This window comes from Bacillus yunxiaonensis (assembly GCF_037104695.1).
In the GTDB taxonomy this organism is placed as follows: domain Bacteria; phylum Bacillota; class Bacilli; order Bacillales; family Bacillaceae_G; genus Bacillus_A; species Bacillus_A yunxiaonensis.
On record NZ_JBAWSV010000001.1, the window covers coordinates 697524 to 717066 of the forward strand.

Consider the following 19543-nt stretch of genomic DNA (forward strand, 5'->3'; position numbering starts at 1 on the left):
ATGGTGATAATGAAGGAATAAGGAGACATTACAAATGAAATGGAAGTTAGATTCAGATAGTAAAATTCCAATCTATCAACAAGTTGTCGATTATATTGAAAGACGTATTTTGTACGGAGAGCTTCCGCCTGGAAGTTTCCTTCCATCAGAACGTAAGCTAGCAGAGCAACTTCAAGTGAATCGAAGTACAATTACAACAGCCTATAACGAACTACGTGCTATGGGAATTGTTGAAAGCACAACAGGAAAAGGAACAAGGGTCAGTACACAGATGTGGGGTGTATCTCCGAAATTCACACCAAATTGGAGAGGGTTTGTGAAAGGCGGGACATTTTTACCTAACTTACCACTTCTTCGCTACATTCGGGAGCAAGTACAGCAAAATGAAAATATCATTGACTTTGCAAACGGTGAACTTGGATGTGATTTGTTTCCGCATCAGCAATTACAAGCAATTTTACGCGAACAACCGTTAACACAATCATTGAGCTATGATCATCCACAAGGCTACCTCCCTTTACGAAAAGTTGTAGCTAAATATATGAAGGAACATTTACAAATTGATGCAACTGAACAATCGATTATGATTACTTCCGGCGCGCAGCAAGCACTACACCTTATTGTGCAATGTTTATTAAATCCAGGCGATGCAGTAGCATTTGAAAGCCCGTCTCATTGTTATTCCTTACCTCTTTTCCAATCGGCAGGCATTCGTATTTTCCCATTACCTGTTGATGAACATGGCATTCATCCAGATGATGTATATGAACTTTATCGAAAGCACCGGATAAAAATGATTTTCCTAAATCCAAATTATCAAAATCCAACAGGGACACTCCTTCATCCAAAAAGAAGGGAAACACTTTTATCTTTATGTGCCGATTTACGAATTCCAATTGTTGAAGATGATCCTTCTAGTTTATTAACATTAGAAAATAAAGAACAAGCATGTTCAACTTTAAAATCAATTGATACAAACGGAACAGTCATTTATGTTCATTCTCTATCTAAAATGATAGCACCAGGATTACGAATCGGCTGGCTCGTTGCTCCGCAGTCCGTTGTTGAACGATTATCAGATGCGAGGCATCAAATGGAATTAGGATTAAGTATCTTTCCGCAATGGCTTATGCAACAATTTTTTGAAACAGTTCCGTTTGAAACACACTTACAAAAGCTACGCTATGAATTATTACAAAAAAGAAATGTATTAGCAGACGCATTGCAATGCTCATTACAGAAAGAACTCTCATTTCCCATGCCAACAGGCGGAATTTACATATGGGGAAAATTAACACAACCTATTCAAGAGAAACAACTTATTATGCAAAGTTTAAAACAACAAGTTGCCTTTATGCCTGGCAGTATTTTCGGTGCAGAAGATGGTTATATTCGTCTATCCTATGGAAAAGTAGATATAAACTATATTACTGAAGGAGTCTCTCGACTTCAAAAAGCAATCAACTTTTGTTATTCGTAAAGGCTTCCAACATTACAATTGGAAGCCTTTCGATTTATACCAATTTGGGATATAAGATGTAAATCTGTTATGATCATATTCAAACGTTTTTTCATTATATCAACACGATCTGGGGTCACTTTATAAGACCATACAATATACGATGGAAAAATCATTGCAGCATATAGTGTGTATAGCTTCCAAAAATATTACTTCGTTCACCTTGATTCCCCCTAAAATATGTACATACCATTCGATATCTGATATACACTCGTATTTTCCTTGCCTCCTTGAAACTCTACAGCAAATGGTACCTCCCCGCAGTTCTGTAATTGGTTCTGAACTACTCCATTCCCTATCGGTTCACAAAATTGAATTGTTATTTCCCCAAGAGAAAAACTTCCAAATACCGCATTCCACTCTTTATCTATTTTTGGTGTACTCATTTCTATTTGCAATAACTCTTCCCATAGTTTGCTTGTTTCATTTACATTATTAACAGCATAAAACACTGTTTTCATTCCAATTACATTATTGTCATGAAGTGAAATCGCTCCTTTTTTCTGTAAATCTGTTCTTCTATTTTGATCGGATTCACCCCACTCAATAAAAAACGGGAATCTAGGACCACTATCTTCCTGTTCAATGAATAGCATTTTCCAGCTTAATAGAGTACCATCTTCCCTTAAACGTTTTCCCTCAAACGGACCATTTATATGAAACCCCGTTTCCAACAACTTGTTAGCAAGCTCTTCCATATGTTCTGTACGCAGTGCAATTTGGATCATCCCTTCCCCTTTTTGCAACTTATGAACAGTTTGCTGAATGAGAGGATTCTCTGCTCTGTTTGCGACTTCATTGTTCTGAACAGCTAAAAACTCAATATACGCTAAATCAAAATAACATAAGCTATTATATGTCCCCCAATTCGTATGCTCTCCCCCTGGAACTGTATGAAATCCGAGTACCTTCATTTGATTTATTACATCAACTGGAGAGCATTGAACTACGTGAACAAGATGATCAAACTGTAACATCTTCTCACCATCCTTACTTTTATTATTTTTAGTGTATTACTTTTCATTTATTTCTTGCAATTCAAAATTTTAATAAAAACCCAGTTGATTTATATGATTAATGTGTATTATAATAAAAAAAATTAGAATATGATAAAGCTGATTGGAAAACCAAAGGCTCTTTTCTCACTAGAGAAAGGAGCCTTTTTTATTTTATCTTGCTATCTTTGGGGCAGTAACACTCCCTCCTTAAGATTTTGAGAAGTCAAAAGAGATAGATGGGAGATAACTGTCCGTAAAAACTTGATTGATTCAGCTAACCATTAGTAGAGGATAAAGAATCTCCACTGATGGAAATTTCGCTTTATTATAAACGGAGGTTTTAAACATGCAAAAATTAATTGTCTTTGCCATCATTGGTTTTTTTGCTCAACTCATTGATGGAGCTTTAGGAATGGCATATGGAGTAACGTCTTCCTCATTATTACTCATGTTTGGAATTGCACCCGCTGTTGCTTCAGCATCTGTTCATTTAGCCGAAGTTGTTACAACTGCCGCATCCGGCATCTCACATATCCGATTTGGAAATGTCGATAAATATACCGTTTCAAGACTGACATTACCGGGTGCAATTGGCGCTTTTGTAGGTGCTTGCTTTTTAAGTAACTTACCAGGAAATTTAATTAAACCGTACATTTCAATATTTTTATTCGCATTAGGTGTATATATCTTATTAAGATTTATTTTACAAAAACAAGTTGTTCAAACAAATAACAAACGTCTGTCTGGTAAGCAATTAATTCCACTTGGCCTTTTTGCAGGTTTTGTAGATTCAACAGGCGGTGGCGGCTGGGGACCTATTACTACTCCTGTTTTACTTGCACGCGGTAATGAAGCAAGAAAAGTTGTAGGTTCTGTAGATACGAGTGAATTTCCTGTCTCATTAGCTGCCACATTGGGATTTTTCATTTCTCTAGGCTGGGCACAGATCAGTTGGTTTTGGGTGTTTGCTCTTATGCTTGGCGGTATCATTGCAGCACCAATTGCTGCGTGGCTAGTACGAATTGTTCCTTCTTATTTACTTGGAGTACTTGTCGGAGGACTCATTATTTTCACCAATATCCGTACGCTATTAACAACTTTTAAAGTAAATCAAGATATAATATTTCTTTCTTACATTGCCATAGGTCTTGTCGTTACAATCGCACTTATTATTACGACTCGTAATCACTCACAACATACAAACAAAAAAATTGTATATAACAAACAAAAACAAGTTTCCCCATAAAGGGAAGCTTGTTTTTGTTTTAGTCTCCTCTTCTACAATATATTTTGTCGAAATTTATTTGTCTCAATTTTCTGTTAATTTTAAAGGATTTTTTGAAACATAATGCGAAACTATTGTATAACCTTTTTCATCAGGAGGTTACTTAATTACATATTTTTTAGGATCGGGACGAATTTTGAAAGCGCTTTTCTAAAATAACCATTCTATTTCTCTTTTTTTCTACAAAAAAATCCTTGCAATATTCTCAGAAAATCATTACAATTGCGATATATTAAAAATCATAGCAATAGAGAAATCCTCATCAATCCGATGAGGTAGAGGTTGCGGCTTTTATTAGTAGTCCGGACGAGACGCAGAGAACGTCAATAACTCCGAATGAAAGGAAAAGCTGCCGAAGTTTATACTTCTTCTCTGGAAGTATATGCTGGGGCTGTTTTCGAATAGGAACAGAACTGTCACGTTTACAAAATTACCGTGTAAGCGTGGGGCGCTATCTTAACGGAAGGTATGATGGGGTGGTTATTTTTGAAATGCTCCGCTAAAGTCCTTTAGCGGTTTTTTTTATTCCCCCCCCGCTCCTTCCTATCTTACAAGAAAAGGAGTGTTGAAAATGAACGGCGCAACTACAAAAGTTACCTCTACATCTACAAATCAATCTGCTCAAACACATGGCGAGCTAAAACGCGGATTGAAATCTCGCCATCTTACAATGATTTCACTTGGTGGTACAATCGGAACAGGTTTATTCCTAGCAAGCGGTGGTGTTGTCCACACGGCTGGTCCTGGCGGTGCTCTCGTCGCCTATGCTGCAATTGGTATTATGGTATATTTTTTAATGACAAGTTTAGCAGAATTAGCATCGTACATTCCTGTAGCAGGATCATTTAGCACCTACGCAACAAGATTTGTTGATCCATCTCTTGGGTTTGCATTAGGTTGGAACTACTGGTATAACTGGGCTATCACGATTGCTGCTGAACTCTCTGCAGTTACATTAATTATGAAATTTTGGTTCCCAAATACCTCTTCCCTGCTTTGGAGTGGAATTTGTTTAGCTATTATGTTCCTTTTAAATTATTTATCTGTCAAAGGATTTGGGGAAGCTGAATATTGGTTTGCACTTATTAAAGTTGTAACTGTTATCGCCTTTTTAATTGTCGGTTTTCTTATGATTTTCGGTATTATGGGTGGAGAGCCTGTTGGTTTTAAAAACTTCACAGTTGCAGATGCACCGTTTAGCGGCGGCTTCATGGCAATCATTGGTGTATTTATGGCAGCTGGATTCTCATTCCAAGGAACAGAATTATTAGGAGTTGCGGCTGGTGAAACTAAAGATCCACAACGCAGTATTCCAAAAGCAATTCGCAGCATCTTTTGGCGAATTCTACTGTTCTATATTTTAGCAATTCTTGTAATTGGTTTACTCATTCCATATACAGACAAAAACCTTGCAGCAAGTGATGTAACAGTAAGTCCATTTACACTTGTATTCGCAAAAGCAGGTGTTGCTTTTGCGGCATCTGTAATGAACGCCGTTATTTTAACAGCTGTTCTGTCTGCTGGTAACTCTGGTATGTATGCAGCATCACGTATGCTTTGGGATTTAGCAAACCAAGGTAAAGCACCTAAATTTTTAGGAAAACTAAATAGTCGTGGTATACCTGTAAATGCATTGATTGCAACATCATTAGTTGGATGTGCTGCTTTCTTAGCTTCTTTATTCGGTGATGGCGTGGTCTATGTATGGCTCTTAAATGCTTCTGGTATGTCAGGCTTCATCGCTTGGATCGGAATTGCAATTAGTCACTACCGTTTCCGTAAGGCATACATCGCACAAGGAAAAGATTTAAATGACTTACCATATAAAGCAAAATGGTTCCCATTCGGTCCTATCTTTGCATTTGCACTATGTTTAATCGTTATTCTTGGTCAAAACTACGGTGCATTTATGGGAAAATCTATTGACTGGAACGGTATACTCGTTTCATATATTGGCCTACCTCTTTTCTTAATACTTTGGTTAGGTTATAAATTTACAAAGAAAACAAAAGTCATTCCATTAGATAAATGTGAGCTTTAAAAATAACAACCTATCAAACCGTTTTATCAAGACCTAAATTCAAAAAAACTTAAAATATAAAGGCCCTAACATATTATATATGACTAATATGTTAGGGCCTTTTATTTTTAGTAATGATTTTTGAAACTGAATTCGAATAGTATTTTTCTCTAGTAAGTTGGGAGTTTTTGAACCAGAAAGATATATTTTTAACTATAAAACTATGACAAAATTTATCCGGGTTTCCTTTTTGCCTACTTGCTAAATTCAGCAAGTAAAATATTTTTAAAAGGATCAGGACTGTTAGCTCTACCCGTACTGTTCAAATTGACGGCCAACGTATGCTTGCCTCCAAGTGTACCTCCAGCAAGAGTAATAAACCCTGGAATACCACCTGTGTGTCCCCATATCGAGACACCGTTTGGAAGCTTAGTTTCATAGATTCCAAGACCATATCCATCGATTTCTGCTCTTCCTGTAGGAACTGTAGTAAGCATTTGTTTTAGTTGCTGTTCCTTCAGTAATTTGCCACCGAGCAAGGAAGAAAAGAATTTGTTTAAGTCGTCGGCAGTAGAAATCATATCTCCAGCCGAGCTAGCTATACTTGGGTTATAATAAGTAACGTCTTTTAGCTCACTTGCTCTGTCTGGTTGGAAATATCCACGGGCATGCTTAGTGCCTGGAATAACGCTTGAATTGCCAGGTAGGAATGTATTCGACAATTCAAGCGGTTCAATAATCCGATTTTCAATCTCTTCCCCATAGCTGTTTCCGGTTACTTTTTCAATAAGGATACCCAGTAATACGTATCCTGTGTTTGAATAAGACCACCCCTTTCCAGGAGCGAAGTCTGGAGGCAGAGAAAGCCCAACCTTCACTATTTCTTCAGCGGTATATGTTTTTTTTGTATTCATCATATCAACGTCTTTTGACTTTAAGTAGTCAGCGATACCACTTGTATGGTTCAATATCTGCCGGATAGTAATTTGTTTACCATCATATCCGTTTCCTTGAATGACACCAGGCAACCATTTTTCGATGGAGTCGTCTAGATTCAGGCGGTTCTCTCCAGCTAATTGAAGTACAACCGTTGCAGTGAATGTCTTCGTCACGCTGCCAATACGAAAGCGAAAATCTGTTTTCATTGGTTTCTTGGTGCTCATATTCGCTACCCCAGCGGCATAACCCCACGTTTTTCCACCCTCAGAAGTTTTAGCAAGTATCCCCGGGAATCCAAATTGCAATGTATCCCGCATTGCTCGCTTGACGGAATTCCGATCTCGTTGAGTGCTTGTGTGTAACGAACTAGATACATTTTGAGTGGGCTCTGCTTTTACAATTGAGGTTGGCGGCGTGTATAGAAGGGAACTTCCAGTTATTAAAAGGGCCAGGCTTGCAAATGTAATTTGACTACGCATTTTCATAAGGCATTCCTCTCCTCTATTCATATTGTATAGGTGGTTGCTTACTGTTCCATATTAATCACACAGCTATCATCTCCACCAATGACAAAATGTCATCATTAAGTTTGTAATCATCTTCATAATTGTTGTTTTACCAACGCCATTCTGTCCTAACAAGCGGTAAATCCCTCTTTTTTCCACATTTATGTTAACCCCAGAAATTACTTCTTTTCCTTGAAATACTCTTGTTAACTGATTTGTTTTTCATATATACGTCATATCTGTTACGCCTTTCACGCCTCGTTATATTTTTATCATACACAATGAAACTTTCTTTTTTCTTACCCATTCCTTACAAATTACTTACGTTCAAAATAGCTTCTATAATAGGGTATAAGGAGGATCTGCGCCAAAAAGTAATATTTCCCAATAAACGCATTGACCAAAAAGAAACGCAGAGGTTTTTGGCCTCTATGTTTCTTTTTTCGTCCTTTAAATATTAAAGAGTCGGTTTACTCTTAACAGGGTGAATTCGGTTCTATTCTAATGTGATTTTTCTTCTTGCAATACAACACAAATGACATTGTGCTGTATTAAACACTCCTAACGTTGTTAAAATCACTTGTTTCTAAGTGGAAATTTATTTAACTCTAGGTGGTGTACTCCATATCCATCAGCTTAAGAAAAATAAACGCCCTCAAAACGAAAAAGTAAGCTGACTTCTCAAAGTAACTACCTGTAGAAAGAGAAAATTTTCATTTAGGGGGTATATTAAAACCTTAGCTTGATAGCAATGTGGTGCTACCCTATCCCCATCAAGCTAGCAAATAAAAATACCCCAAGACTAAAAGAACTCACTATGTAAATATATACATAGTGAGTTCTTTTTGATTATTCTTCCACTTTTTCTGCAATCGCCAAGTTACGTAAATAATCCAATAAAGGTTGCACTTCCTGCGGAGCTGTTACATCGGTAAATGTAAAGGATTTTGACTCTTTTCCATTTTCTATCCTTAGCTGATAAGAAAAAGCATCGGCTCCTTTGGTTGTAACAACCCCTAATTCACTTGGTTTAAGATTAAAAATATTAGCTTGCTTGATTAAATCAAGTAATTCCATAGCTATTTCCTTTGGTAACTCAACCGTATTTGTCTGAAAGGTTAAGTGGAGATTAGCGATTCCCCCAATACAGCTAAATTGGATATGCATATTAATATTAAGCCTCCACTTCATGATAAAGAATATGTCTAAGAAGGTAGTCCCACCGTTTTAAAAGCAGATTCTACTGTTTTTGCAGCCGTTTTAGGAACTTCTCCACTATCAACAAGTTTTTGCGCTGATTTAATTACGATTTGTGCAAATTGATTGAAGTTTGTAGTTGTAAATAAATTTTGTATTGCATTATACCATATCAAAGCTGCCTTATCTGTTCCAATCTCCATAGATACAAGATAAAACACCTTGTTTGGTATGCCACTATTGATATGGACACCATGGTGATCAAGATCTCCTTGATAATAATTTTTCATATGATCAGGTTGCATATCCTTACCCATTAGTCGGTTATCAAATGCAGTACCAGGTGCTTTCATTGAACGAAGGGCTTGTCCTTTTAGTGTTGGTCCCATTATATCAGCACCAATTAGCCAATCCGCATCTCGTGCTGTTTCCTTTAAATAAGATTGCTTAATTGCTATTCCGAACACGTCCGAAATATGTTCATTCAAAGCTCCAGGTTGTCCTTCATACTCTAATCCGTTAGTGAATTGAGTAATACCATGTGTAAGTTCGTGCCCAATAACATCGAGTGAATTTGAAAAACTTGTAAAAATAATTCCATCTCCATCACCAAACACCATTTCATCACCGTCCCAATAGGCATTTTGAAAGTTATGCCCATAGTGAACATTCAGAATGAGATCTAGCCCATTGTCATCAATAGAATTACGGTGGAACACATTCTTAAAATAGTCACGCACAATTCCAGCATAGTCGTACGCATGGTTAACCACAGTATCCCCACTTGATCTGTCTCCTTCTTTTCTCACCTCATTCACTCTAAGATTTGTTCCCCCTTTGCAATCGTATACATGGCGAGCAGACTCACCTCGCGTTCCTGTTCCAGCATCAGTTAAGGAGACAACACCATCAATATTATATTCTTTCAAAATTCTACGCTTTCGAATTTTTAGACTTTTCTCCAAAGTAATTCGTGCTGCTTCTACTTCATTTTGTGCTAAATTCTCCAAAATATAGTTAGGTACAATAAAACATTTGCAATTATTATGCGTACACCGTTTTGTATGCAAGTTTTACACCCCTTCCTAATAGTAGTAAAAACAACTCGATTAGCTTTCTCTTATTACATTAGGTTGAAACACTTTTTAGTAGCGCTTTTCTAAAATCCTAATCTTGCTTGTATATAATTCTTCTACTATTTATATAGTAATTCCTTGTTTCTTTCCTATTTTATATAAACATCGTGGCTTTATTTCAAACCCAGAAAATCGAAATCTGTATTCCCACGAACAACTGTGGAGAAATGAAATTTTCATTTTTGGGAACAATAAATTTCTTAACTTGATAGCGATAGATTGGTACCCCTAATTATTATAGTATGTTTAACAAAAGCTAATAAGTTTTCTTATGTGCACGAGTAGCCGGTTTATTATATTTTTGCCATAATAGAATGAGAGTTTAAGAAAAGGAAGGGATTACATGAATATTCGTGTTACAAATACAGCAAAAGAGAAACTGCAACAGTTACAAAACGAAGGTAAAACAATTATTAGAGTAAAAGGAACTATAGGCAATACATGCACTGTCTATGTAAATATCGATTTAATTGTCGATGAATATCATGCCAATGATGTCGTATTTGAAGACGAACAGCTTGTTATTCAAATCGATGAATTTACAAAAGATTATATTGGAAACACAATGACACTAGACTACAATACAGGTTTTAAAATCACAACACCAAGTGAAACGATTGTTTATGGTTTATCGCTGAAAAAATAATATAAAAATGTAATGTTCAAAAAAGAGAAGGCACATATGATCGTTTCATACGTGCCCTTCTTTTTAAATTTTTCAGTTTACTTCTTCTGTTCTAAAAATCCATCCACAAATTCCCCTATTGTTTCATGAAACGCATAATCAAAATACGGTTCTTGCCCCGTTCGCTCGTCATTAATAAGGATTGTCGTTGCCCCTATCTCTCGTTTTGCTATTTGCGGGAATGACGCTACAGGCTGTACTTTTAACGACGTTCCCATTACAAGCAATACATCTGTTTCATACAAGCGTTCAATAGCTGTTTGAAATTGAGGCAATGTGTCTCCATATAACACAACGTCAGGATTTAAAATGAAATTACACTTCTCACAGCGCGGCACTTCATGTGCAATCATATATTGTAAGTTATATTTCGTACGACACTTTGGACAATGAGCAGATTGTAATGTACCATGTAAATCAATGACACGTTTACTTCCGCCCAATTGATGAAGTCCATCAATATTTTGTGTTAAAACAACAAGATCTTTTCCGCTCTCTTCTAACTGCGCAATAAATACATGTCCTCTATTCGGCTTATATTGATGAAATGTTTCAATTTGAAAGATTGCCTTATAATGTTTCCAAAAATCTTTCGGGTTTCGATTATAATATCCTCTTGATAAATACATTTCTACATTTGCATCTGCATACAAACCGTTTGCTGATCGAAAGTCTGGAATCCCACTCTCTGTACTTGCACCTGCTCCAGTTAACACTGTAATTTTCTTAGCATTGTCAATAACAGAACGCACTTCTTCATAATGCTGCACAACATTCACCTCTTGTATATTTCTTCTTTCATTATAACAGGCATATGCAGCAATTTGGAAAATTCTCCTTAGTGTGTTGTACCTTCTGCTACTACTATATCTATTTCTACTTCCAAAGCTGTTTGTATTAAAAGCTCTATTCCTTTTGTAATGTTAGAAAGCGACATGCTCGGTTGCCCAGGATATGCACTCGCCTGTTCTGGTAAAAACGGAATATGTACAAAACCACCAGAAATACGATCCTTCTGCTTTGCTAATATGTGCATAAGTCCGTAAAAAAGATGGTTGCAGACAAACGTCCCTGCTGTTTGGGAAACAGATGCTGGAATCCCCCCTTCACGAAGTTGCTTCACAATCGCTTTTATGGGAAGTGTTGACCAATACGCCACTGGACCATCCTCGATCACTGGTATATCAATCGGCTGATTTCCTTTATTATCAGGAATTCTTGCATCATCTACGTTAATTGCAATGCGCTCAACTGTAATGTCGGAACGCCCTCCTGCTTGTCCAATACACACGACAAGAGCTGGATCTACTTCATCAATATAAGATTCTAGCATTTGTAAGGATGCATGAAAAACCGTAGGAATTTCTTTACTAACGATTGTATATTCTCCTATTCTTTTTTGATCATGTTGTTTAGCAACTTCCCAAGCAGGATTGATTTTTTCCCCTCCAAATGGTTCAAATCCTGTTAATAAAATTTTTTTCATCAATCTCCCCTCCTTTAAAATCGATATACAAGTGCGTACATAACAAGCATATTAATGATGAAAATAGCAACGGCAACTGGCGCTTGCGCTTTAATAACAGCATTTTTATCTTTAAGCTCTAATAACATTGCTGGAACAATGTTAAAGTTAGCAGCCATCGGCGTTAGCAATGTACCGCAATACCCAGCAAACATACCAAGCGCTGCCATAATCGCTGGGTTTCCTCCGTGCATTTGAACAATAAGCGGCAATCCAATTCCACCTGTAATAACAGCAAAAGCAGCGAACGCATTTCCCATTACCATTGTAAATAACATCATTCCTAAGCAATATGCCATGACAGCCACGAATGGATATTCAGTCGGCAATACTTGTCCAACTAAATCCGCTACCACTTGTCCAACTCCAGACTTAGCAAATATACCGCCAAGAGCAGCAAGCATTTGTGGTAAAATAACAGCCCATCCGACTGCTTGCAGTAAACGGCTTCCTTCTTGAACTGGTTCTGTCACTTTTGCTTTTGTAATGGCCATCGCAAATGCAAAGGCAACTAATGCACCTAATGCGAGTGCAATTAGCGTTACTTTTTCAGGATCAACAACAAATATATTTCCAAACTTCAGTTTTCCAAGAGTGAGCGTTCCGATAATAGTAAACAAAGGGATTAATATAGCTGGCATGAAAATTTTATTTCCTAATTTTGCTGCATGTTTTACACGCTCTTCTACTGGTGCTTCTTGTTCATTTGATTTTGTTACTTTGTTTAATGATGCTAAAATAACCATAACTAAAACGATACAACCGACATAAAACGAAGGTATGATATTTCCAAATAAAAATGTAATGGCAAACAACGCCCAAAACAAACTAGAACCAAAACGATTCGGATGTTGACGATCAAAAGCAACACGAATTGCAATAAATGCAACAATAATACCAAGCAGATAATAAATTGTATCCAGTGTAATTAATTTCATGCTACATCGCCTCCTTATCTTGATTCGCTTCTTGTTTCATGACGTCGTCTATATGTCTATCAATTTGACGAAAACGAATCCAACTTACAATAAATGCAGAAATTGCTGTCGGAATCCCCCAAAGTGCCATATCCCACACACCAACATGCATACCGACAGAATCAAAAAATCCTTTCATTAATAAAATAGCTCCCGTTGCAATAAAAATATCTTCTCCAAAAAACCATGCTGTATTTTCTGCAGCTGCTGCAGTTGCTTTAATTTTTTCCTTTAACTTGTCTGGAAGTTTTCCATAACGAGCATGTGCTGCCCCTTCCGCCATTGGTGCAACAAGTGGTCTTACTGTTTGCGCATGTCCTCCAATGTTAAGCCCGATCGCTGCAGATGCTTCACGAATGGTAAAATAAGAGAGAAGAACACGTCCCGTCGTTGCTCCTTTTGATTTTGTAATAAGTGCTTCCGCTCGTTCTTTCAATCCGTAACGCTCTAAAATACCGATAACTGGAAGTGTTAATAAAATAGGCATAGACATATATCGATTTTCTACGAAGAATTTTCCAAATAGACTTACCACTTCATGAAATGACATACCGGATACCATCCCTGTTACAATTCCAGCTACCATAACAACTAACAATGTATTAAGTCGAAATAAAAAACCAACTGCTACAAGTAAAATTCCAATCAATTTTATCATAAATATCCCCCCATCCTTTTTTACGTATTAAGGTGCACAAATGTTAATTTGTGCTTGCTGCAGTGCATTGTAAATACTTTTTGCATAATCAACAGCATGCACGCCATCCCCATGAATACAAATTGTATGTGCTGCAATTGAAACGATAGTCCCATCAACAGCTTGAACATTCCCTTTTTGCACCATTTGCAATACTTGTCTTATCGCATCTTCTTCATTTGTAATCAAAGCATTTGATTCTGTACGATTTGTTAAAGTTCCGTTACTTTGATATGTTCGATCTGCAAATACCTCTTGCACAACACGAAGATTATATTTTTCTCCTGCACGCACAAATTCACTACTTGCTAATCCGAATAAAAGAAGTTCTGGATTTACTTTATAAATAGCTTTTGCAATAGCATCTGCGATTTCCGAATTTACTGCTGCTAGATTATAGAGTGCACCGTGCGGTTTAACATGGTTCATTTTTCCACCCAATGCACGAATAAATCCGTCTAATGCCCCGATTTGATAAATCATATAATCATACACTTCATCTGGTGAAACATGCATCATTCTTCTTCCAAAACCTATAAGGTCTGGTAAGCCTGGATGCGCACCTATTGAAACACGATGTTCTAGCGCTTTTGCAACTGTACTATGCATAACTGAAGGATCACCCGCGTGAAATCCACATGCAATGTTTACTGATGAAACATAAGGTAGAATCGCATCATCATTTCCTATGTTATAGGCTCCAAAACTTTCTCCTAAATCACAATTTAAATCTACTACCTTCATGATTTCTCTCCTTTTAGCTTAATGAACATTTTTAAAAGATTCATTGTTTGTTCTTGTTTTATATATAGCTTCTGTGCTTCTATTACTGAAATTTTTGAAAACGATAGATAATCCCCTGGCTTTAATTGTGCAAGCAGCGGTATATCAATTGAAATTACATTAGCAATTCGTGGATATCCACCTGTCGTTTGACGATCTGCCATTAATATAATAGGTTGTCCTTCAGGTGGTACTTGGATTGTCCCGTGCGTCACAGTATCTGATAACAATTCTAATTTTCCCTCTACCATTACCTGCTCCCCGTCTATACGATAGCCCATTCGATCTGCATGATTGGAAATTTTAAATTGCTTTGTAAAAAAAGAACGACGACTCTCTTCCGTAAATCTTTCAAACTCTAATCCTTCCACGACACGAATCTCCGGACAATGATGATAGTTTGGTAAACAATTAGAATTTATTCCCCACATCGTTATATCTCGTTTTTCATTTACAAGCTGCTGTATAAGACGCTTTGCCCAAAGGGAAGGTGTACCTATTTGTAATTGATCCCCTTTTTGTAAAGCACGACCGTCCAATCCGCCTAAGCTAGCTCGCATATACGTACTTTTGCTCTTCATTACAGCTGGAACATGAATTCCACCAGCAAATGCTACATATGCTCTGCATCCTGACTGAATTTTCTTAAAACAAAGCATACTTCCCTCTTTGGCTAATACCGGGCGCCACAATGGAACTCGTTTTCCATTTAAAAGCGGTTCCATATTCGCACCGCCAATTGCAATTAATGTCGTCTGCTTAATTAACAACTTTGGCCCAATAATCGTAATTTCTAATCCAGCTTCCCCTTCTGCATTTCCAACTAACATATTTGCAATTCTAAGTGCAACTGTGTCCATTGCTCCGCCAACTGGTACACCGTATTGTTGATATGTATGTCTACCTAAATCTTGAATAGTCGTCAACATCCCTTGTTGTAACACCTCTATATTCATACATTCTCATCCTCCCATTGCTGAAATTCTGTTTCTGTTATGGGGATGAAACGTAAATACATACCACTTTGTAGATAAGTAGGCGGTACTTTTTGAGGACGAAATAAAGAGAGCGGTGTGCGTCCAATAATATTCCATCCGCCTGGTGTTTCAAGTGGATATATACCCGTTTGACTTCCACCGATTCCAACAGATCCAGCCGGAATCTTTAATCGAGGAGTATGCTTTCGTGGAGTTGCAATCCGTTGCGACATACCTCCTAAATAAGGAAATCCTGGTGTAAAACCAAGCATATAAACAAAATAAGTGGATTCACTATGAATACGAATTACATCCTCTATTGTTAATCCATGATGCTTTGCTACTTCTTCCAAATCAGGGCCGTATTCTCCGCCGTAACAAACTGGAATAGATATATATTCATATTCTTTCATTTTCTTATAATTCTCAGCTTTTAAAAGGGACTGCACATGATAACAAATATAGTCATATGGTGACACATTTATCTTTTTCTCCCTATACAATGTGTAGGAATCATAATAAATAGTCACAGATGTATAAGAAGGAACACATTCTATCATCCCAGCAAACGGTTCATTTTGTAACGCCTCAAATAAAGATTGTACTTGCTTATAAATTTCCATATTGATTTTCTGTCCAAATGTAACGACAATTGCTTGATCACCTAGTGCTGAAAACTTCATTATTCCCCTACCTTCTTTTCTTTCCATCCTAATTCTATTGATACTTGCTTCGTTGTTTGGGTAAGACTTTCAATCCATTTTATAATTGCTGTTTCATCATACTCAGCTTCTAGTCCCGAAATACTCATGCCCCCAATAACCATATCATCACTTCCAAAAATCGGAGCAGCTATGGCCGCTGTATGATTTTCGAGCTCTGAATAACTAATGGTATAACCGTTATCCTTTGCAGTTTGCAGCATATCACGTAGTTCATTTTCATCTGTAACCGTGCCCTTTGCAAATGGAACAAAAGTTGTATTGTTTATATAATTTTCTTGTTCTTCTTTTGAAAAGTATGTAAGCAAAATACGTGGACACGCTCCGGCATACAGCGGAGCTCGCCGTCCAATAGCTGTATAGACACGTACAGGTTGATCACCATCAATCTTTTCAATATAAATGGCTTCATTACCATCTTGAATAATTAAATTAACTGCTTGTCCAACTTCTTTCTGTAACTTTTCCATATAAGGCTTCGCAATTTTCCGTAAAGATAACCTCTCTGAAACAAGCTGACCAAATCGTAAAAAAACAAATCCTAACCTGTATGCACCATCTATTGTTTTTTGCAACAAACTCATTTCTTCAAGAGATTTAATAAGACGGTGTACTGATGTTTTAGGCATATCAGTCAATTTCACCATCTCAGCTAACGTTAACGTATCATGCTCATAAAATAATTCTAAAATTTTCATTGTTTTCACTGCTGTTTTGTTATAACTCATGAAGTCCTCCTTTGTTCCGTATTTCGGAACATCTATTCCAATTTTCGAAACAGAATATCTGTTTTAAATTATAAAATATTCTTTCAATTCAGACAATGTTTTTTTACCCTTATTTTGAATAAAAATAAAAAAAGCAATCAAACTCTAAATGAGTTTAATTGCTTTTTAAACTATTATAATGCTCTAACATGCTGCAGTGGCCAAAATACCATTGAACCTTTCCCAACAATTTGTTTTTCAGAAACAAAACCAAATGCTCGGCTATCTTTAGATACTTGACGATTATCTCCCAATACAAATACATAGCCTTCAGGAACTGTTTTCTTTCCAGTTATCTCTTCTAACGTAAAGTCAGGGGTTAACTGTCCTCCAGATAGTTGCTTTTTATATTCATCTAAATACGGTTCAGCAACTGCCTTACCATTTACATATAAAACATCATTTTTATACTCAATTGTGTCTCCAGGTAAACCAATCACTCGTTTTACTAAATCATGCCCCTCATTCCCATGAAAGACAATGATAGTAAAACGATCTAACCCTTGTAGACTATATCCAATTTTATTCACAACCATTCTCTCATTATCTTTTAGCGTTGGCATCATAGATTCCCCCTGCACAAGTGACGGGGTAAATAAAAATGTACGACAAACAAATGCAATAATCAAAGCTAGACCTATACTTTTAACCCATGACATAATCTCACTTTTTTTCATCTAGATATCTCCTTTAACAACTAATCAGTTTTACAATTTCTCGTACATTTTGAACGACAACTTCACCAAAGCACGATTTTCCTTCTCTCGCTGCTGTACCAACGTGAGCTTGTGTAATTCCAGTATCGCGTAACAATTGCTGCACATTTTCTTTCGTAACACCACTACCAACAACGATTTGTATTTGTCCTGCACTTGCTTGATTCATACCGCGTAAAACAGCAATGTTATCTTCTATTTTTCCTTTTCCACCAGATGTTAAAATATGTGTAATCTTATTAAACTTCCGCAATATTTTTACGCCTTCTTCTAAATCTGTCAGTTCATCAATTGCTCGGTGAAATGTCACATTCATTTCATCAACTACTTCTAACAACTTCCCTAGCTTTTCTTCATCAATTTTATTATTTTCATTCAAAACACCTAAGACAACACCAGTTGCTCCAAGTTGTTTTGCGATGCGGATATCCTCTTTCATTAACTCAATTTCTTCTTTAGAATATACGAAAGATTTGGCATGTGGACGAATCATTACATGTACAGGAATGGTAACGGCTTCTATTACATTTTTTATTAATGCATAACTTGGTGTAAGTCCGCCTTCTGTAAATGCTGTAATTAATTCTATCCGTTCCCCACCACCACGTTCAATCCGTTTTGCATCTTCTAAGCATGTTGCAATAACTTCTAACATATGTATTCTCCTTTTCATACACCACTTGCTTTTATTATATACGAAAAGGAAAAACATTTCCTATTTTTCAGTTTCAAAATCTTGCAATGCATGCTGCGCTAATAGTGAAATTGTCGCATCATCCATCGGAGGATTATGAAGCCCAGCACGTACATGTAAATAATATCGATGTAACGGATTTTTCTCAGATAAACTTCTTGCCCCAACAATACGCATCGCCTTATCTACAATTGAAATTGCCGCATTTGTCACAGTATACTTCACCGCAGCCATCTCTGCTTGCAAACTTTCTTTACCTCCTTCTTCATACTGCTTTGCAACACTATATAAAAAAGAACGGGCTTGCATCATTTCTAATTCCATTTCTCCTATTAATCTTTGAACATTTGGCAACGTTGCTATAGGGGCTTGTATACTATTTGGTTGATACGTTGCTGCAAATTGCAAGGCATACCGACGTGCAGCTTGTGCAATGCCAAGATAACAAGCTGGAATATGCAACTGCCATCCTCTTCTCTTTTCCCTCTTACGCGGAGAAATAATCTCTACAAAATATTTACGCGGAATCACTACTTGTTCTAAAACTAAATCATGACTTGCTGTACCGCGCATAGCTACACAATCCCACGTTTCTTCAATTGAAACACCTTCTATATTACGCGGGACAAGAAATTCCCCTACTTCCTCTGTCCCTTCTATAGATGCTGAAACGAGAAAGTAATCTAATACTGGGGCCATTGTTGTGAATGTTTTCCTACCAGAAATAATCCAAGTATTCCCCTTTTGAATAGCTGTTGTCTCCGGTTTTCCTCCTCGTGTTGGACTGCCCGTATTACGTTCCGTTGCTGCTCGGTTTACAAGTGCCCCGCGTTTCACTTTCTCACAAAGCCAAGAAAATACTTTCTTATCCCATGAGCGATTTTCCGAAAGTTCTTGTATAATTCCAAGATGCCAACCCATGCATAATGCTGTTGCCCCATCACCTTGTGCAATATATTCCTGAAATAGCAGAAAATCATATAGAGATATTCCTGCCCCACCTTCGTCTTGCGGAACAGTCCATGCTGTATACCCAATTCCTTTTAAATCTTCTATATTTTCAAAAGGAAATGAATACAATTCGTCTAACTGCGGTTCTCTATTTGAGAATTGAGTGATATATGGTTGTAATTTACTTAATCGCTTTTGTTGCTCTCTCGATCTTACAAACTCCATTTCATCAGTCCTTTCCATTTCATGCTAAATTTATTATATGCACACTGTTCTCTTTAGCTACTTTAGTTATCTCACACTAATAAACTATAAAGACTATACTGATGGATGTTTCGTTATATACATTATTTCCTTTAAACATATAATCTATCTTTTAATTGTTACACTATTCCGATGAAAAAACAATGCTTTGAACATAAAAAAGATCTCCTAAAAACATTAGGAAA

General features: G+C 36.8%; 19 protein-coding genes, 2 pseudogenes and 1 riboswitch. Of the genes and pseudogenes, 4 read left to right on the forward strand and 17 right to left on the reverse strand.

All coding sequences use genetic code 11. The annotated features are described in order from the left end of the window. Positions 1-34 precede the first annotated feature (34 nt). Complete coding sequence (gene pdxR, locus WAX78_RS03470; RefSeq protein WP_336480886.1) at positions 35-1480, forward strand: MocR-like pyridoxine biosynthesis transcription factor PdxR; 1446 nt, start codon at positions 35-37, stop codon at positions 1478-1480. Between the two features lie 12 nt (positions 1481-1492). On the opposite strand, the pseudogene WAX78_RS03475 reads toward pdxR, so the two are convergent. Together WAX78_RS03475 and WAX78_RS03480 are read right to left on the reverse strand one after the other, a co-directional pair. Beyond that, a pseudogene (locus tag WAX78_RS03475) lies at positions 1493-1668 on the reverse strand (aminoglycoside phosphotransferase family protein); the annotation flags it as partial. Between the two features lie 24 nt (positions 1669-1692). Continuing rightward, the gene (locus tag WAX78_RS03480) at positions 1693-2496 is read right to left on the reverse strand and encodes a VOC family protein (protein WP_336480887.1); all 804 of its coding nucleotides are present in this window, start codon (positions 2494-2496) and stop codon (positions 1693-1695) included. Between the two features lie 367 nt (positions 2497-2863). Between WAX78_RS03480 and WAX78_RS03485 the strand changes: the two genes are divergently transcribed. Then, on the forward strand, positions 2864-3763 hold the full coding sequence (locus WAX78_RS03485; protein ID WP_336480888.1) for a sulfite exporter TauE/SafE family protein: 900 nt from the start codon (positions 2864-2866) through the stop codon (positions 3761-3763). 307 nt (positions 3764-4070) lie between these two features. Continuing rightward, positions 4071-4264, forward strand: a riboswitch (Lysine riboswitch). 109 nt (positions 4265-4373) lie between these two features. Further along, positions 4374-5843 carry an amino acid permease gene (locus WAX78_RS03490; protein ID WP_336480889.1) on the forward strand — a complete coding sequence of 490 codons (1470 nt, stop codon included), beginning with the start codon at positions 4374-4376 and terminating at the stop codon, positions 5841-5843. 233 nt (positions 5844-6076) lie between these two features. Here the strand turns inward: WAX78_RS03490 and WAX78_RS03495 are convergent, their stop codons facing one another. The 4 genes and pseudogenes from WAX78_RS03495 to WAX78_RS03510 all read right to left on the reverse strand — a co-directional run bounded on the left by WAX78_RS03495 (position 6077) and on the right by WAX78_RS03510 (position 9534). Further along, on the reverse strand, positions 6077-7246 hold the full coding sequence (locus WAX78_RS03495; protein WP_336480890.1) for a serine hydrolase domain-containing protein: 1170 nt from the start codon (positions 7244-7246) through the stop codon (positions 6077-6079). Positions 7247-7342: 96 nt separating this feature from the next. Beyond that, positions 7343-7504: pseudogene (locus WAX78_RS03500) on the reverse strand (ATP-binding cassette domain-containing protein); the annotation flags it as partial. A gap of 612 nt (positions 7505-8116) precedes the next feature. After that, on the reverse strand, positions 8117-8434 hold the full coding sequence (locus tag WAX78_RS03505) for a protealysin inhibitor emfourin (RefSeq protein WP_336480891.1): 318 nt from the start codon (positions 8432-8434) through the stop codon (positions 8117-8119). Positions 8435-8472: 38 nt separating this feature from the next. Then, a complete protein-coding gene (locus WAX78_RS03510) occupies positions 8473-9534 on the reverse strand; it encodes a M4 family metallopeptidase (protein ID WP_336480892.1) in 1062 nt (353 codons plus the stop codon). Between the two features lie 409 nt (positions 9535-9943). Here WAX78_RS03510 and WAX78_RS03515 point away from each other — a divergent pair, with 409 nt between their 5' ends. Next, a complete protein-coding gene (locus WAX78_RS03515) occupies positions 9944-10246 on the forward strand; it encodes an iron-sulfur cluster biosynthesis family protein (RefSeq protein ID WP_336480893.1) in 303 nt (100 codons plus the stop codon). A gap of 77 nt (positions 10247-10323) precedes the next feature. Here the strand turns inward: WAX78_RS03515 and WAX78_RS03520 are convergent, their stop codons facing one another. The 11 genes from WAX78_RS03520 to WAX78_RS03570 form a co-directional block, all read right to left on the reverse strand. Beyond that, a complete protein-coding gene (locus WAX78_RS03520) occupies positions 10324-11055 on the reverse strand; it encodes an NAD-dependent protein deacylase (protein ID WP_336480894.1) in 732 nt (243 codons plus the stop codon). A 68-nt stretch (positions 11056-11123) separates the two neighbouring features. Next, positions 11124-11771: a pyroglutamyl-peptidase I gene (gene pcp / locus WAX78_RS03525; RefSeq protein WP_336480895.1), complete on the reverse strand. Its 648-nt coding sequence runs from the start codon at positions 11769-11771 to the stop codon at positions 11124-11126. Positions 11772-11785: 14 nt separating this feature from the next. Further along, complete coding sequence (locus WAX78_RS03530) at positions 11786-12748, reverse strand: DUF979 domain-containing protein (protein ID WP_336480896.1); 963 nt, start codon at positions 12746-12748, stop codon at positions 11786-11788. Between the two features lies 1 nt (position 12749). Continuing rightward, positions 12750-13445: a DUF969 domain-containing protein gene (locus WAX78_RS03535; protein ID WP_336480897.1), complete on the reverse strand. Its 696-nt coding sequence runs from the start codon at positions 13443-13445 to the stop codon at positions 12750-12752. A 27-nt stretch (positions 13446-13472) separates the two neighbouring features. After that, positions 13473-14228 (reverse strand): 5-oxoprolinase subunit PxpA, encoded by a 756-nt coding sequence (gene pxpA, locus WAX78_RS03540; RefSeq protein WP_336480898.1) that lies wholly within the window; start codon positions 14226-14228, stop codon positions 13473-13475. Beyond that, complete coding sequence (locus WAX78_RS03545) at positions 14225-15223, reverse strand: 5-oxoprolinase subunit C family protein (protein ID WP_336480899.1); 999 nt, start codon at positions 15221-15223, stop codon at positions 14225-14227. The genes pxpA and WAX78_RS03545 overlap by 4 nt, the downstream gene beginning before the upstream one ends. Continuing rightward, positions 15220-15927 (reverse strand): 5-oxoprolinase subunit PxpB, encoded by a 708-nt coding sequence (pxpB, locus tag WAX78_RS03550; protein ID WP_336480900.1) that lies wholly within the window; start codon positions 15925-15927, stop codon positions 15220-15222. Before pxpB ends, WAX78_RS03545 begins: the two co-directional genes overlap by 4 nt. Further along, positions 15927-16694 (reverse strand): IclR family transcriptional regulator, encoded by a 768-nt coding sequence (locus WAX78_RS03555; RefSeq protein WP_336480901.1) that lies wholly within the window; start codon positions 16692-16694, stop codon positions 15927-15929. Before WAX78_RS03555 ends, pxpB begins: the two co-directional genes overlap by 1 nt. A gap of 173 nt (positions 16695-16867) precedes the next feature. Then, positions 16868-17410, reverse strand: a complete 543-nt coding sequence (lepB, locus tag WAX78_RS03560; RefSeq protein WP_336480902.1) for a signal peptidase I — start codon at positions 17408-17410, stop codon at positions 16868-16870. A gap of 13 nt (positions 17411-17423) precedes the next feature. Continuing rightward, the gene (locus WAX78_RS03565; protein ID WP_336480903.1) at positions 17424-18104 is read right to left on the reverse strand and encodes a copper homeostasis protein CutC; all 681 of its coding nucleotides are present in this window, start codon (positions 18102-18104) and stop codon (positions 17424-17426) included. Between the two features lie 60 nt (positions 18105-18164). Next, positions 18165-19319, reverse strand: a complete 1155-nt coding sequence (locus tag WAX78_RS03570) for an acyl-CoA dehydrogenase family protein (RefSeq protein WP_336480904.1) — start codon at positions 19317-19319, stop codon at positions 18165-18167. Positions 19320-19543 lie beyond the last annotated feature (224 nt).

Bases quoted from the DNA above. Each gene is read 5' to 3' on its own strand.
- WAX78_RS03495 (WP_336480890.1), bottom strand. From the start codon at position 7,246: ATGAAAATGCGTAGTCAAATTACATTTGCAAGCCTGGCCCTTTTAATA.
- WAX78_RS03565 (WP_336480903.1), bottom strand. From the start codon at position 18,104: ATGTTAGAAGTTATTGCAACATGCTTAGAAGATGCAAAACGGATTGAA.
- WAX78_RS03530 (WP_336480896.1), bottom strand. From the start codon at position 12,748: ATGAAATTAATTACACTGGATACAATTTATTATCTGCTTGGTATTATT.
- WAX78_RS03485 (WP_336480888.1), top strand. From the start codon at position 2,864: ATGCAAAAATTAATTGTCTTTGCCATCATTGGTTTTTTTGCTCAACTC.
- pdxR (WP_336480886.1), top strand. From the start codon at position 35: ATGAAATGGAAGTTAGATTCAGATAGTAAAATTCCAATCTATCAACAA.
- pcp (WP_336480895.1), bottom strand. From the start codon at position 11,771: ATGAAAAAAATTTTATTAACAGGATTTGAACCATTTGGAGGGGAAAAA.
- WAX78_RS03505 (WP_336480891.1), bottom strand. From the start codon at position 8,434: ATGCATATCCAATTTAGCTGTATTGGGGGAATCGCTAATCTCCACTTA.
- pxpA (WP_336480898.1), bottom strand. From the start codon at position 14,228: ATGAAGGTAGTAGATTTAAATTGTGATTTAGGAGAAAGTTTTGGAGCC.
- WAX78_RS03490 (WP_336480889.1), top strand. From the start codon at position 4,374: ATGAACGGCGCAACTACAAAAGTTACCTCTACATCTACAAATCAATCT.
- WAX78_RS03515 (WP_336480893.1), top strand. From the start codon at position 9,944: ATGAATATTCGTGTTACAAATACAGCAAAAGAGAAACTGCAACAGTTA.
- WAX78_RS03570 (WP_336480904.1), bottom strand. From the start codon at position 19,319: ATGGAGTTTGTAAGATCGAGAGAGCAACAAAAGCGATTAAGTAAATTA.
- WAX78_RS03535 (WP_336480897.1), bottom strand. From the start codon at position 13,445: ATGATAAAATTGATTGGAATTTTACTTGTAGCAGTTGGTTTTTTATTT.
- WAX78_RS03545 (WP_336480899.1), bottom strand. From the start codon at position 15,223: ATGAATATAGAGGTGTTACAACAAGGGATGTTGACGACTATTCAAGAT.
- WAX78_RS03480 (WP_336480887.1), bottom strand. From the start codon at position 2,496: ATGTTACAGTTTGATCATCTTGTTCACGTAGTTCAATGCTCTCCAGTT.
- lepB (WP_336480902.1), bottom strand. From the start codon at position 17,410: ATGAAAAAAAGTGAGATTATGTCATGGGTTAAAAGTATAGGTCTAGCT.
- WAX78_RS03555 (WP_336480901.1), bottom strand. From the start codon at position 16,694: ATGAGTTATAACAAAACAGCAGTGAAAACAATGAAAATTTTAGAATTA.
- pxpB (WP_336480900.1), bottom strand. From the start codon at position 15,927: ATGAAGTTTTCAGCACTAGGTGATCAAGCAATTGTCGTTACATTTGGA.